Origin of the sequence: Acinetobacter sp. ME22, assembly GCF_022012315.1 — a bacterium.
GTDB classification, from domain to species: Bacteria; Pseudomonadota; Gammaproteobacteria; order Pseudomonadales; family Moraxellaceae; genus Acinetobacter; species Acinetobacter brisouii_A.
The window spans coordinates 322,586-336,627 of sequence record NZ_JAKLTL010000003.1 but is presented as its reverse complement, the minus strand read 5'-3'; the positions used below and the strand labels follow the sequence as shown (position 1 = coordinate 336,627).

12 protein-coding genes are annotated in these 14,042 nt (G+C 44.9%); 9 read left to right on the top strand and 3 right to left on the bottom strand.

From position 1 onward, the window contains the following. Positions 1 to 173: 173 nt before the first annotated feature. From LVY74_RS06550 to amaA, 4 genes are all read left to right on the top strand, one after another. Positions 174 to 1,457 (top strand): 2-aminoadipate transaminase, encoded by a 1,284-nt coding sequence (locus LVY74_RS06550; RefSeq protein ID WP_237814404.1) that lies wholly within the window; start codon positions 174 to 176, stop codon positions 1,455 to 1,457. Between the two features lie 11 nt (positions 1,458 to 1,468). After that, positions 1,469 to 2,857, top strand: coding sequence for a 2-oxoadipate dioxygenase/decarboxylase HglS (gene hglS, locus LVY74_RS06545; protein WP_237814403.1), 1,389 nt, complete (start codon positions 1,469 to 1,471; stop codon positions 2,855 to 2,857). A 36-nt stretch (positions 2,858 to 2,893) separates the two neighbouring features. Further along, the gene (amaB, locus tag LVY74_RS06540) at positions 2,894 to 4,387 is read left to right on the top strand and encodes an L-piperidine-6-carboxylate dehydrogenase (RefSeq protein WP_330847894.1); all 1,494 of its coding nucleotides are present in this window, start codon (positions 2,894 to 2,896) and stop codon (positions 4,385 to 4,387) included. A 320-nt stretch (positions 4,388 to 4,707) separates the two neighbouring features. After that, positions 4,708 to 5,991, top strand: a complete 1,284-nt coding sequence (gene amaA / locus LVY74_RS06535) for an L-pipecolate oxidase (protein ID WP_237814401.1) — start codon at positions 4,708 to 4,710, stop codon at positions 5,989 to 5,991. 39 nt (positions 5,992 to 6,030) lie between these two features. Here amaA and LVY74_RS06530 read toward each other — a convergent pair whose 3' ends face one another. Then, on the bottom strand, positions 6,031 to 6,903 hold the full coding sequence (locus LVY74_RS06530; RefSeq protein WP_237814400.1) for a LysR substrate-binding domain-containing protein: 873 nt from the start codon (positions 6,901 to 6,903) through the stop codon (positions 6,031 to 6,033). A 725-nt stretch (positions 6,904 to 7,628) separates the two neighbouring features. Between LVY74_RS06530 and LVY74_RS06525 the strand changes: the two genes are divergently transcribed. Then, positions 7,629 to 9,050: an amino acid permease gene (locus LVY74_RS06525; protein WP_237814399.1), complete on the top strand. Its 1,422-nt coding sequence runs from the start codon at positions 7,629 to 7,631 to the stop codon at positions 9,048 to 9,050. A gap of 63 nt (positions 9,051 to 9,113) precedes the next feature. Here LVY74_RS06525 and LVY74_RS06520 read toward each other — a convergent pair whose 3' ends face one another. Further along, positions 9,114 to 10,178: an NADH:flavin oxidoreductase/NADH oxidase gene (locus tag LVY74_RS06520; protein WP_237814398.1), complete on the bottom strand. Its 1,065-nt coding sequence runs from the start codon at positions 10,176 to 10,178 to the stop codon at positions 9,114 to 9,116. Between the two features lie 93 nt (positions 10,179 to 10,271). On the opposite strand from LVY74_RS06520, the gene LVY74_RS06515 reads away from it, so the two are divergent. The 3 genes from LVY74_RS06515 (at position 10,272) to LVY74_RS06505 (ending at position 12,760) form a co-directional block, all read left to right on the top strand. Further along, complete coding sequence (locus LVY74_RS06515) at positions 10,272 to 11,171, top strand: LysR family transcriptional regulator (RefSeq protein WP_237814397.1); 900 nt, start codon at positions 10,272 to 10,274, stop codon at positions 11,169 to 11,171. A 102-nt stretch (positions 11,172 to 11,273) separates the two neighbouring features. Then, positions 11,274 to 11,852, top strand: a complete 579-nt coding sequence (locus tag LVY74_RS06510; protein WP_237814395.1) for a TetR/AcrR family transcriptional regulator — start codon at positions 11,274 to 11,276, stop codon at positions 11,850 to 11,852. Then, positions 11,849 to 12,760 (top strand): DMT family transporter, encoded by a 912-nt coding sequence (locus LVY74_RS06505; protein WP_237814392.1) that lies wholly within the window; start codon positions 11,849 to 11,851, stop codon positions 12,758 to 12,760. Before LVY74_RS06510 ends, LVY74_RS06505 begins: the two co-directional genes overlap by 4 nt. 49 nt (positions 12,761 to 12,809) lie before the next feature. On the opposite strand, the gene LVY74_RS06500 is transcribed toward LVY74_RS06505, so the two are convergent. Continuing rightward, positions 12,810 to 13,034 carry a hypothetical protein gene (locus LVY74_RS06500; RefSeq protein ID WP_237814390.1) on the bottom strand — a complete coding sequence of 75 codons (225 nt, stop codon included), beginning with the start codon at positions 13,032 to 13,034 and terminating at the stop codon, positions 12,810 to 12,812. 341 nt (positions 13,035 to 13,375) lie between these two features. Here LVY74_RS06500 and LVY74_RS06495 point away from each other — a divergent pair, with 341 nt between their 5' ends. Beyond that, positions 13,376 to 13,981: a DUF805 domain-containing protein gene (locus LVY74_RS06495; RefSeq protein ID WP_237814389.1), complete on the top strand. Its 606-nt coding sequence runs from the start codon at positions 13,376 to 13,378 to the stop codon at positions 13,979 to 13,981. Positions 13,982 to 14,042 lie beyond the last annotated feature (61 nt).

The following is a 14,042-nucleotide window of genomic DNA, read 5'->3' as shown; positions in this document are numbered from 1 at the left end:
TGCTTAAAATTGCGGGCAATAATAATCTATTGAATTAGAAAGTGAATAAGAAAAAAGTCGCACAATTTAACCCTAAGAAAAAAAGGAATGCTAAAGCAAATTTTCTTCGCTTGAGAAGCGACCTGTGCAGCGCTTAAATAAATTCATCAACCACAATTCTAACGAGATGCACAGTGAGTCAGAATCAAGGAGTTTCAAGCGCATTAGGGCTGATTCATCCTGTCGTTTTAGACAAAGGATGTAATGCCGAAGTTTGGGATGAACACGGTCAGCGTTATATCGATTTTATTGGGGGCATTGGTGTGCTGAATTTGGGGCATTGCCATCCAAAAATTGCCGAGGCGATTCAGCAGCAAGCTGCGACGATGACCCATTATGCATTTAATGCAGCACAGCACCGTCCTTATCTCGAATTTATGCAGCAGTTACTGGACTTTATTCCTGTGGAATATCCATTGGCAGGCATGCTCACCAACAGCGGTGCCGAAGCTGCGGAAAATGCCTTGAAAGTGGCGCGTATCGTGACAGGTCGTACTGGCGTGATTGCATTTGATGGCGGCTTTCATGGACGTACACTGGCCACTGTGAATCTGAACGGCAAAGTTGCACCGTATAAACAAGGTTTGGGTAATTTATCCAGTTCGGTGTATCACATTCCTTATCCAAGTCAGGACAATGGCATCACCACGCAAGATGCGAAAAAAGCCTTGGCGCGATTGTTCCAAGTCGAAGTCGATATTGAAAATATCTCTGCGATCATTTTTGAGCCAGTGCTTGGTGAAGGTGGCTTTCAGATGATGAATCCTGACTTCGCCCAGTATTTACAGCAGTTCTGTCAGGAACACGGCATTTTAATGATTGTGGATGAAATTCAGTCAGGTTTTGGTCGTACAGGAACAGCTTTTGCATTTAGCCATTTGGGTATTCAGCCTGACTTATTACTGCTTGGTAAAAGCATTGCAGGCGGCATGCCTTTAGGTGCTGTGGTGGGTCGTGCTGAATATATGAATCACCCAATTAAAGGTGCGTTAGGTGGAACTTATTCGGGCAATCCAATGGCATGTGCCGCAGGTCTGGCAACGCTAGAAGTGATGCGCTCTGCTGAATATCAGGCAGGGGTTGAGCATTATATCCAAACGCTTGAAGCACGTTATGCCCGCTGGAAAGAACAGGGTCTAACGCCGTGGTTGGGTCGTTTGACAGGTGTGGGTGCAATGCGCGGGATTGAATTACGTCATCCTGAATTCGGTGCAGGCACAGCCGTTTTAGCTGAAGTGCTGCGTCAGGCACGTGAACAGGGATTATTGCTGATGCCAAGTGGTCAGGCGAAAAATATTATTCGCTTGCTGACACCGCTGACCATTCAGCCTGAAATCTTAGAAGAAGGTTTGGATATTTTGGAACATGTGCTTGCAGCAACGGCACAGCAACAGATGCCAGTCATGGCTGGAGCATAGGGGAAAAAATCATGACAACTTGGGTCAGTAGCGATGCGATTCGGGCGCAATTTTCACAGTGTATGTCCGAGATGTATCAAACGGAAGTGCCACTGTATGGTGACTTGTTGGAGTTGGTCAATGATGTTAATCAGATCAGCTTGGTGAAACAACCACAGTTATATGCACAGTTAGAACAAACAGGTGAATTGCCACGGTTATCGCAAGAGCGTCATGGTGCAATCCGTTTGGGTAAACCTGAAGAACTCGCGAATATGCGCCGCGTGTTTGCAGTCATGGGCATGTATCCAGTGGGTTACTACGATCTTGTGCCTGCGGGTGTCCCTGTGCATTCAACCGCGTTTCGTGCGATTGATGCCGACGCGTTGAATCGCAGTCCATTCCGTATTTTTACTTCATTGCTACGTTTGGAACTGATCGACAATGCTGAGCTGCGTCAACTGGCAGAAGAGGTTTTGGCGAAGCGTCAAATCTTTACGGAGCAAGCATTGGCACTGACCGCTAAATTTGAACAGCAGGGCGGTTTGGATGCCAATGATGCTGAGCAGTTTGTGCAACAAGTTTTAGAAACTTTCCGTTGGCATACCGCTGCACCTGTCAGTAAAGAGTTGTATCAGGCATTGCATGATCAACACCGTTTGATTGCCGATGTGGTGGCATTTAAAGGCCCACACATTAACCATCTGACGCCACGAACTCTGGATATTGATGCGGTGCAAACAGGTATGGCTGAACGTGGTATTCCACCCAAAGCCGTGGTTGAAGGCCCACCACGCCGTCACTGCCCAATTTTACTGCGTCAAACCAGCTTTAAAGCGTTGCAGGAGCAAGTGACATTTACCGATCATCAGGGCAGTCACACTGCGCGTTTTGGTGAAATTGAACAGCGCGGCGTGGCACTTACTCCGAAAGGTCGTGCGCTCTACGATCAGCTTTTGGCAGAAGCACGTGAGCGTTTAGGTGAAAGCCCAAATGAAAACAATGCTGAACGCTATATGCAGATTTTGCAGGACACGTTCCAAGCCTTTCCAGATAGTTATTTGGAACTGGCACAACAAGATTTGGCTTATTTCTACTATTTTGCTCAAGGCAATACCGTAGAACCAAGCGAGCGTTTATGGACGCAACAGGATTTACTGGATCTGGTTAAAACAGATCAGGTTCAGATTGAACCGATTGTTTATGAAGATTTTCTGCCTGTATCGGCGGCAGGAATTTTCCAGTCAAATTTGGGTGAAGACGGACAAGGGCATTATGCCGCAATGTCTAATCAGGACATCTTTGAACAGTGTTTGGGCAGCAAAGTTTGCGATGAAATGCAGCTTTATCGCGAAACCCAGCAACAATCGATCGAGACATGTTTACAACAATTGAATAACCACAGTTTTGCAGGTGCATAAATGACTAATTTAAATGTCGGATTTGAAGGGAATTATATGATTCAGGATCTATTAAACAGTTTAGGCGTTGCACCTGAGTTGTATCAAAACGGGACGCTACAGGTCAAAACACCGATTGATGGCAGCGTGATTGGTCAGGTTGTGGTTCACGATTTAGAACAAACTGAAACTCAAATTCAGCAAGCACGAGTAGCGTTCAAACAATGGCGCAAAATTCCTGCGCCACGCCGTGGTGAGTTGGTACGTTTATTCGGTCAGATTTTACGTGAATACAAAACTGAACTCGGCGCATTGGTGTCTTGGGAAGCGGGCAAAATCACGCAGGAAGGCTTGGGCGAAGTCCAAGAAATGATTGATATTTGTGACTTTGCAGTCGGTTTGTCGCGTCAGTTGTACGGTCTAACCATTGCTTCAGAACGTCCTGGTCATCACATGCGTGAAACTTGGCATCCGTTGGGTGTGGTGGGGGTGATTTCTGCATTCAACTTCCCTGTCGCTGTTTGGGCATGGAACACCACATTGGCGCTCATTTGCGGGAATGCCGTGATCTGGAAGCCCTCTGAAAAAACACCTTTGACCGCTTTGGCTTGTCAGGCGTTATTTGAAAAAGCACTGGAGCAGTTTGGTACAGATGCACCTGCGAATATTGCACAGCTGTTGATTGGTGATGTGGCGATTGGTGACAAACTGGTGACGGATGAGCGTGTTGCGTTGATCAGTGCAACAGGCAGTACCCGCATGGGTAAAATTGTTGCGCCGAAAGTCGCGGAGCGTTTTGGTAAATGTATTTTAGAACTTGGCGGTAACAACGCCATGATTCTTGCGCCAACCGCTGATTTGGAACTTGCGATTCGCGGCATCCTGTTCTCGGCAGTCGGTACAGCAGGTCAGCGTTGTACAACACTACGCCGTCTCATCGTACACAAATCAATCCAAGCGGAAGTGGTTGAGAAACTAAAAAAAGCCTACGCATCGGTCTCTATTGGGAATCCGCTAGAAGGCAACTTGGTTGGGCCACTGATTGATGCACAAATTTTTAATCAAATGCAAAGCATGTTGACGCGTGCCAAAGAAGCGGGTGCAGAGGTATTTGGTGGTGTGCGTGTCCTTGAAGAACAGTACCCGAATGCCTACTACGTTCAGCCTGCGATTGTGGAAATTGCTGAGCAAAATGACATTGTTAAAACGGAAACCTTCGCACCAATTCTGTATGTGATGGGTTATGAAGATTTCGAAGATGCCATTGAATTACAAAATGATGTGCCACAAGGCTTGTCATCTTGCATTTTCTCCAATGACCTACGTGAAGCTGAAAAATTCCTGAGCGCAGAAGGCAGTGACTGCGGTATTGCCAACGTGAATATTGGCACCAGCGGTGCAGAAATTGGTGGCGCATTTGGCGGTGAAAAAGAAACGGGCGGTGGTCGCGAGTCAGGTTCAGATGCATGGAGAAACTACATGCGTCGTCAAACCAACACCGTGAACTATTCGCGTGAGTTGCCATTGGCACAAGGCATTAACTTCGGTTAATGATCAGTTGTACTTGGTGAATGTGGTCTTGAGGCTGCATTTACCTTGAATTACTCGACTTCTTTTATGCACTCTTTTATTTCTCTTGTGTTGAATTGAAATTATTTCAATAGGCTCGGGTAAAAAATAAAGAGGCGTTTGATGTACATAAAAGAAGTTGATTGCATCTTCTTTTATTTGTTTTTCGATGAAGTAATACCAAGATTCTTATTATGAACCTGCCAACAACCGCAAAATAAACTGAAAAAAAGCGGGAAGGACTGGCGCAATAATATCAATCCGCCGTTGTTATTTTATTGCTATAGGCTGGGGCAATAAACATGTTAAAAAATAAAATCTTATGGTCAACACTCGTCGATAACGTACCCAGTTTTACGGGTTTGCAGGGCGATGTAAACGCAGATGTCTGTGTCATTGGCGGCGGTTTTACAGGTTTATCGTCAGCCATTCATTTGGCAGAAGCGGGTTATCGGGTGGTATTGTTAGAAAGTGCTCAGATTGGCGCAGGTGGCTCAGGTCGAAATGTTGGACTGGTCAATGCAGGAACATGGGCGCAGCCAGATGATTTGAATAAATATTTAGGCGAACAGGCGGGCGAAAAACTCACCACAGCTTTAGGCGGTGCGCCGAAACTGGTGTTCGATACCATTGACCGTTTAGGTATTGATGCACAAGACACGCGTACAGGCAATTTGCACATGGGACACAATGCCGAAGGCGAAGCCGATGTCGATAGTCGTTATGCACAGCTCAGTCGACGTGGTGCAGATGTTGAAGTGCTGACAGGGCAAAAATGCCATGAATACTGCGGCACAACCTCGATTAATAAAGCCTTGCTGGATAAGCGTGCAGGCACAGTCAACCCGTATGCCTATGTCACAGGTTTGGCAAAAGCGGCACAGCGTTTAGGGGTGAAGATTTTTGAAAATACCGCCGTGAATGTGGTGGTGAAAAGCAATACCCAGTGGTGTGTTCAGACCGCGCAAGGTTCAGTCACGGCGGACAAAGTGATTTTAGCCACTAACGCCTATACTCAAGGTGAGTGGACAGAAATTTTAAAAACCATTTATTTCGTGAAGTATTATCAGATCGCGTCTGAACCGTTGACAGGTGATGTTGCAGATCGAATTTTGCCGCATAAAAATGGCTCTTGGGATACCCGTTTAGCTTTGTCGAGCATCCGCCGTGATAAAGACGGACGTTTACTGCTTGGAACCGTCGGCAGTTATGAGGGCAAAGAGTCGATTTATCTGTCATGGGCGAATACCATGAGCAAAAAATATTTCCCTGATCTTGGTCAGGTCAACTGGCAATACCAGTGGACGGGGCAGTTCGGTTTTACTTCCGATCACATCATGCGGATTTTTGAACCTGCACCAGGAATTCTGGCGGCAACAGCGTATAACGGACGCGGAATCACCACAGGAACATTGATTGGCAAGGCATTTGCCCAATATTTGCAGGATGATCAGCGTGATAATTTACCATTGCCATTCAACGAAATTGAAGAATGCAAAGTCTCTTATCGCAATGCCCGTGCCATGTTCTATGATTGCAGTATTGCGCTGTATCATGCGGGACAATGCATGAAAATTATTACCTGATTTAAAATTGAGCCACTCATTGGAGTGGCTCTGTTGTATTTAGGCAGCGCTGCTGCTTGCAAGATAGGTCTGTACCCATTGAGAAATGCAGGCCACTTTCGGCGTCTTGGCCATCGAAGTCGGATAAGTCATGTAATAGGCTTGCGAGCTGCCCATTTCATACGGCCATGCCTGAATGAGTTCACCTGTTGAAAGCTCTTTTTCCACCAGAAACTTGGGAATCAGCGCAATGCCACAGCCAGTCATGGCGGCATGAATACAGGAGTAAAAGGTGTCAAAACGTGGCCCGATAAACGGCTGTTCATTGACGAAGTCTTGTAGCTGGAAATACTCATCCCAAGCGCGTGGACGTGAGCGCGATTGTAGTAAGACATGTCCTTGAAAATCGTCCAGACAAGAGAATGGTTCGCTCAGCAAATCAGGGGAACAGACCGCAATCGAATGCTCTTCGAACAGCTTGACGCTGGTCATGTCACGCCAGACCCCATCGCCATATAAAAAGGCCACATCGGTTTGATGATTCTCAATTTCCGAGGAGTTGATCTGTTCCTGAATATCCAGATGAATATGCGGATTGAGCTTGCTAAAGCCTTTTAAAACAGGAATCAGCCAGCGTGCGCACAAGGTCGGATGCACCGCAATATTGAGGGTTTCCGCTTCACTGCCATGTGCCAGCATATTCAGCACCGACATTTCAATCTGACTGAGAATATATTGGGTTTGGCTGAGAAATAATTTACCCGCAGGGGTTAGGTTCAGACCTTTCAGTGTGCGTTCAAACAGCGCGGTATTGAGACTGTCTTCCAGATGAGCAACTTGCTTACTGACGGCACTTTGTGTCATGTACAACACTTGTGCAGCTTTGGTAAAACTTAAAAATCGGGCAGATGCTTCAAAACATCGCAAGGACATGGTCGAGGGATATGTCCTAGAGGTGAGTTTTTGCATTATCGAACCTCCGAGAATGCATATTTTTAAAAATCCATTTACTTAAGCAAATTTTATACCATTGATTCTGTGGGAGTTGTGAAGATTTTTGTCGAAAAATGCAGATTGTGGTGCAGATTATGGGTTGAAAGCGATGAGGTGAGTATAGGTGGTGCATTTTAACTGCAAAAATGGTTTTTAAACGGGTCATTTTGGCGCAATATTGAATGGGTAAAATAAGGCATGACTGGCTTTGGTGCGAAGACATCTGCGCCATAAAAAATAGGTGAGTGAATTTGAGCATTGTCATCGTCATGTCATCTTGAAACGTTAAATTCACTTAAAAATAAATCAATGAATTTAAAATAAAAATAAGAATATTGAGATGGATTTATCTCACAAAAAACACGTTCTATTAAAGCAATCCCTGCGCCAAAAAACAGTAAATTCTGCATAATTTATGAACGAAAATAAGTTGTGTCGGGATTCATTTTTTTCGTTTGTGAAAGCGCCCCCGCAAAAAGATACTCGAAGCAAGGCTTATGCAGTTTTCGAGAACTATTTAGCAGAAAACTGACTATCGAAAACTGCATCAACCCACATCTAATGCAAGATTTTTTGTGGCTTTGTGCATGTGTCAGTGTTGTACACCGCAAAGATCTCGCTTGGGTCTACCGAAAAATACGATGTATTGAATTAAGGGACGATATATGACAAATCAAGTTTTGGGCGAAGGCTTGAAAAGTCGTCAGGTGACCATGATCACCATTGGCGGCATTATTGGGGCGGGGTTATTCATTGGGTCTTCTTCGGCAATTGCCACAGCAGGCCCTGCCATTATTATCTCCTATGCATTGACGGGATTACTGGTGTTTCTGGTGATGCGTATGTTGGGCGAAATGGCGGTGATGCAGCCTGATACAGGATCTTTTTCAACCTATGCGGCCAATGCGATAGGGCCTTGGGCAGGCTTTACCATTGGCTGGTTGTACTGGTGGTTTTGGGTACTGGTGATTCCTGTAGAAGCGATTGCGGGTGCAGATATTATTCATGCTTGGTTTCCAGTATTACCTTCTTGGGCGTATGCAATTGGCATTATGCTGATTTTAACCACCAGTAATTTATTGAATGTGAAGAACTTTGGTGAGTTCGAGTTTTGGTTCGCGCTGATTAAAGTCATTGCGATTATTGGCTTTATTATTATTGCGGGTATGGCAGTTCTTGGTTTTTGGCCATTATCGCCAGTCAGTGGTTTCAGCCATTTGTACTCTCAAGGCGGCTTTATGCCGAATGGTTTTGGTACAGTGTTGGGCGGTGTACTGATCACGATTTTCTCGTTCTTTGGGGCAGAAGTGGTGTCAATTGCTGCGGCAGAGTCGAAAAATCCACAAGAGAAAATCCGTAAAGCCACCAATCTGGTAATTTACCGTATTGCGATTTTCTATGTATTGTCGATTTTTCTGGTGGTGTCGTTGGTGAGTTGGAATGACCCTGCGCTCAAAGAAATGGGAACTTTCCAATATGTACTCTCAACTTTAAATGTTCCAGGTACTAAACTGATCATTGATACCGTGGTGTTCGTGGCGGTGTGTAGCTGTATGAACTCAGGCTTATATATTGCATCACGCATGCTGTTTTCCCTCGGTAAACGTGGTGATGCACCAAAATCAACAGCGACAGTTACAGGGCAAAGTGTACCGAAAGTGGCAGTGTTGGCATCAAGTGTTGCGGGTTTTGCAGGTGGTTTTGCCAACTATGTCTTTCCAGGTCAAGTGTTCAGCTTCCTGCTGTCAACCACAGGTGCGATTGCCTTAATTGTGTATTTGGTCATTGCGGTATCGCAACTCAGAATGCGTTATAGCGTTGAGCGTGCAGGCGTTCAGCTCAGCTTTAAAATGTGGTGCTTCCCGTATGTGACTTGGTTTGTGATTCTGACGATTTTGGCGGTGTTGGGCTATATGTTTATTTCACCTGCATACCGTTATGAAACGCTGATGTCCGTCGGTGTGACCACCATTATGCTGATCGCCAGTTTCTTTGTGACCCGTAATCGTCAGGTACAAAAACCGTGGCTAAAAAATCAAAATGCCAATGTGTTGAACAGTAAAAATGTAGGAGAGTTTTCTAAATAATTGAGGGATATCGATGTAGAGACAGGCTCTACATCGATCAGTCGATCAGGTTTTTAAACGGCGTTAAAAACTGGCTGCATAAGACTCAGGAACAAAATGTTGTTCACCATCACGGGTTTTATGCTGTTGCTCCGCATGCAATAACCAGTAAGGATTACGCAGTAAACCACGACCTACAGCCACCAAGTCCACCTGTTGTGTTCCTAGTACATAATCCGCCACTTCGGCATCTTCCAGCATACCCACCGCAATCACAGGAAGTTGAGTTGCCTGTTTTACCGCAGTCGCCAAATACACCTGATAGCCCGCTTGGAAATTTGGGGTGTGTGCAGGGTGTAACGCACCATCGCCACCACCGCTGACATCCAATACATCGGCACCTGCTGCTGTAAAACGTTGTGCCACTTCACAGCCATACGCCAAGTCAAAACCGTTTTCGCTATATTCCTGCGCAGAAATACGCACCAACAATGGCATATCCGCAGGCATCACGGCTTTAGCAGCACGAATCACCTGTTCACCAAACAGCATTTTGTCCTGACCGTATTCGTCCTGACGCTGGTTGGTTTTGGCGGAGTAAAACTGATGAATCAGATAACCATGTGCTGCGTGGAGTTCAATTGCATCGAAGCCTGCATCGACTGCACGTTTCACCGCATCCTGAAAGGCTTGCACCATTTCTTGGATTTCAGCCTTGCTGAGTTCACGCGGTTGCTGATAATCCCATGCGCTGTTGTTGCCTTCATTGGCACCGTCATAACGTAGTGCTGATGCTGAAACCACATCATCACAGCCGAGCGCTTTACGTCCTGCATGGGCAATCTGAATCGCAATTTTGCTGCCACGCGCATGTACTACATCGACAATTTTTTTCAGTTCGTCACGCTGCTGATCATTCCACAGCCCCAAACAGTTTGGGGTAATGCGACCATTGGGCATGACGTTGGTCATTTCCACAATAATCAGACCGACACCACCCACTGCACGTGATGCGTAATGTACCAGATGCCAGTCATTGACCAAGCCATCAGTGGCTTGATACTGGCACATCGGTGGCATGACCACACGATTTTTGAGGTTAAGGTTTTTGACCGAAAAGGGCGTATATAAATCATGCAACTTTGCCATGAAATTTGCCTGTGATAAGAAGGGAGAATGTCTTGCATGGTAAGAATGAATTAGATATAAATCCAATCATGAAATTATATAAATGCTATAAATATGGATAATATCAGGTCGCTGGATCTTAATTTGCTTAAAGCACTGGATGCTTTGCTGGATGAACGCAATGTCACCCGTGCCGCAGAAAAACTGGCGCTGACCCAGCCTGCGGTCAGTAGTATGCTCAACCGTTTACGTGTGAAATTTTCTGATCCGCTGTTTGTACGGGCATCGCATGGAATGACCCCGACCAACCGTGCTTTGGCGTTGGCAAAACCCGTGAAGCAGATTTTGGCGGATATTGATGCCTTGATGCAGCCAGTGGAATTTGACCCGAAACAGTTGCACCTGACCTTGAATATTGCCGCCAATGATAACGACATGCAGGCGATTGGTTTGCCGTTTATTTTGGCACTCAAACAGCAAGCGCCTCATGTCAAAGTGGCTTTTCTCTCCATTCACCGTTTAGACATTCAGGGCATGCTGGAACGGGGTGAACTGGATTTGATTTTCCTTGACCCTGTCAATGCACCCGCCGAATCTCATACCCGTGTGCTGTATCAGGAACGTTATGTTTGCATTATGCGAGAAGGGCACCCCGCAGCGAGTCAGCAGGCACTGACCTTAGATCGGTTTTGTGAACTGGAACATGCACTGGCTTCTTATGAAGGTGGGCAGTTTTTTGGCGCAACCGATGAAGCCCTTGCCAAAGTTGGACGTCAGCGCAACGTGGCGCTGTCTGTCACCAGCTTTTTGTTATTGCCCGATCTTTTGCGTAAAAGTGATTTAATCGCGGTGGTACCTGCACATCTGGTACAAAACATTCAAGGCATTGTGGTGCTTGAACCACCTGTGCCTGTACAGGGTTATACCAAGGTGATGGCATGGCATGAACGTAATCATCATGACCCGATCCAGCAGTGGTTACGGACTTTAATTTGGGAAACCTGTGGCGAATAATTTTTCCCCATTCAAGTTTTCGAAATTTCGCTTAAAAAAGATTCACATTAGATGCATGTTTAGATAGTATTAGGTAGATCGGTCTACTTAATTTATTTTGACATGACACAGAAAACAGCAAAAGAGAAAATCTTGGATGCGGCTTCGGTGCTGTTTTATAACCACGGCATTGCCAGTACAGGCATTAACAGCATTACCGACAAGGCACAAGTCGCCAAAATGTCGCTCTATAACAATTTTCCTGCCAAATCGGATTTGGTGGCGGCATATATTCAGGCACGGCATCAGGAATGGTTGGACTTGTATGCCAAACGTTTGGCACAGGCAAATTCGCCGCGTGATGCGATTCTTGCAGTGTTTGCCGCCTATCAGGATCATGCCGAATGTGCCTATGAAAGCGGTTTTCGTGGTTGTGGCTTACTCAATGCAGCCGCAGAATTTCCTGCCAATAGCCCTGAGCGTTTAGCCGTTAAACAGCATAAAGAACAGATCGAGCAGATCTTGCGGGAACAGTTACAGCAACTGTTGACTGATTCTGCACATGTTGAATATTTGGCAAGTTTGCTCTCGTTCTTGCTTGAAGGTGCAATCATGCGTGCAGGTCTGGAAGGGTCTAGTCAGAAAATGCAACTCGCCAAAGACATGGCAGCGCAGTTGCTGGATCGGGAACTTGTCACATGAATCGCACAGCATCATCTACCCAAACGCAAAATCAGACACAATGGGGAATTTTTGCAGTCCTGATTGCCTCTTTTTTATGGGGGACGACAGGCACGGCGGCATCCTTTGCACCGACCTTAAGCCCTTTGGCGATTGGTGCAATTGCTATGGGCGGCGGTGGTTTGCTGCAAGCCTTACTTGCCATCAAATACATTCAGCGTAATTTGTCGAAATTGCGTCAGCAGCACACGATTTTACTGCTCGGTGGTTTGGGCGTTGGAATCTATCCACTGACGTTTTATTCATCCATGCATTATGCAGGGGTGACCATTGGCACAGTGGTGTCGATTGGGACAGCGCCCTTATTTACCGCCTTACTGGAACGAATGGTCGATCGGCGAGAGTTGTCCCAGCGCTGGCTGATCAGCTTTGTACTTGGTGTGATTGGGATTGTCTTTTTGTCACTTGGGGAGTCAAAAGTCACGCATGTGTCAGCAGAGGAAACCCATAAATTACTGGGCATTGTGCTAGGCTGTGTTGCAGGCTTCACCTATTCATTGTACTCATGGTGCGCGCAAAAACTGATGCAACGGGGTATTGAATCCAAAGCATCTATGGGCATGATTTTTGGTTTGGGAGCGTTGCTGCTATTACCGACGCTGTATTTTACAGGCGGCAATTTACTGCATGAATCGATCAATATTTATGTGGCGGCGTATATGACCCTGATACCGATGTTTTTGGGCTATTTGCTGTTCGGTTTTGGTTTGAAAACGGTGCCTGCCAGTCAGGCAGTAACCTTAACTTTATTTGAACCGTTTATCGCCGCGATTTTTGCCATGACCTTGGTGGGAGAGCATTTGGCGCTGATCGGCTGGATGGGATTGGCGCTGATTTTTGGTTGCTTGTTAGTTTTGGCGAAAGGTTAAACTCAGATGTTGTGACCTGTAGTTGGGTTGGCTACAGGTCTTCAAAACGTTAGTGAATAGAGCTTAACGGGTCTGATTCATAGATTTTATTGGCAACACTCGTCACGCATTTCATATATAAAAATGGCAAGACCATCAGGATTAAAAAACCGATAAAACTACGTTCATAATGATCTTTCAAGAAGATTACCGTGCCAATTGTTAAGATAATCATACTGACCAGTCCGACTTTTAAAAATGTGTCCTGACTTTTTGGAAAGAGCTTTTTCATCATAGATTACCCAAACTTAAAATGATGTTGGCGATTGAAACAAATCTCGAAGAATTTTTCATAAAGAAAATGTAAATTAATGCAAATAAAATGTCTAAATTTTTCTAAATATGGACATGTCTTGCACTGTATAGTAATAAATCGCACTCCCTAATCAGAACAGCTCTAAACAATGTCTTTGCGAGTAAGTTATGGAATGATGAGGAATTTATTTCGGTAACATTCCATTTTTTTGTATAATAAATTTTTAGATTTTATAGGATTTGATTTTTATCAAATCGAAATAAAAACTGATGTTTTAACATCAAATTGCTTAAATAATAATGTAAATAGAGAGTATTTCAATGAAAGGCAGATTGCTAGATTTTAGTGCCCAATATGATGAAGGCATTATTTTGAGTGACGATAATCAACGCTACAGTTTTATCGGGGCTGAATGGAAAGAAAACTTTACTCCACAGCGTGGTCAAGAAGTTGATTTTTCAGTGAACCATTTAGGACAAGCAGTTGCAATTTATGTAATTAGTCAGCCATCGCCATGGGATACGCATTTTTCAAGTAATCATGCGTTATTGGCAGAAGAAGAGCAGTATGGTTTTTGGGATTGGTCTATCAAGTGTTTGAAAAACTATGTGAATTTTTCTGGCCGTGCTCGCCGTAAGGAATATTGGTTTTTTTATTTATTCCAAACTCTGATTGGAGTGATCTTAGGGATTATTTTAGGTGCGACTGGTTTTAGTGAAGACACAATTGATATTTTTTCTGGACTCATCAATTTAGCTTTATTTTTACCTGCCTTGGCTGTTAGTGTGCGCCGTTTGCATGATGTTGGTCGTTCGGGGTGGTGGTGGTTGATAGCATTTACCATTATTGGTTTAATTCCTTTATTTATTTGGACGGTCACTGAAACCAAGCAGGAAAAAAATCAGTGGGGTGCACCTGCTAAATAATCCAATCAATGGTCTTCGATCTGATCTAAAATGGGTCAGATTAGGCTTCTATAAATCTGAG

Bases quoted from the DNA above. Each gene is read 5' to 3' on its own strand.
- LVY74_RS06515 (WP_237814397.1), top strand. From the start codon at position 10,272: ATGGATAATATCAGGTCGCTGGATCTTAATTTGCTTAAAGCACTGGAT.
- LVY74_RS06510 (WP_237814395.1), top strand. From the start codon at position 11,274: ATGACACAGAAAACAGCAAAAGAGAAAATCTTGGATGCGGCTTCGGTG.
- LVY74_RS06505 (WP_237814392.1), top strand. From the start codon at position 11,849: ATGAATCGCACAGCATCATCTACCCAAACGCAAAATCAGACACAATGG.
- LVY74_RS06520 (WP_237814398.1), bottom strand. From the start codon at position 10,178: ATGGCAAAGTTGCATGATTTATATACGCCCTTTTCGGTCAAAAACCTT.
- hglS (WP_237814403.1), top strand. From the start codon at position 1,469: ATGACAACTTGGGTCAGTAGCGATGCGATTCGGGCGCAATTTTCACAG.
- amaA (WP_237814401.1), top strand. From the start codon at position 4,708: ATGTTAAAAAATAAAATCTTATGGTCAACACTCGTCGATAACGTACCC.
- LVY74_RS06530 (WP_237814400.1), bottom strand. From the start codon at position 6,903: ATGTCCTTGCGATGTTTTGAAGCATCTGCCCGATTTTTAAGTTTTACC.
- LVY74_RS06500 (WP_237814390.1), bottom strand. From the start codon at position 13,034: ATGATGAAAAAGCTCTTTCCAAAAAGTCAGGACACATTTTTAAAAGTC.
- amaB (WP_330847894.1), top strand. From the start codon at position 2,894: ATGATTCAGGATCTATTAAACAGTTTAGGCGTTGCACCTGAGTTGTAT.
- LVY74_RS06525 (WP_237814399.1), top strand. From the start codon at position 7,629: ATGACAAATCAAGTTTTGGGCGAAGGCTTGAAAAGTCGTCAGGTGACC.
- LVY74_RS06495 (WP_237814389.1), top strand. From the start codon at position 13,376: ATGAAAGGCAGATTGCTAGATTTTAGTGCCCAATATGATGAAGGCATT.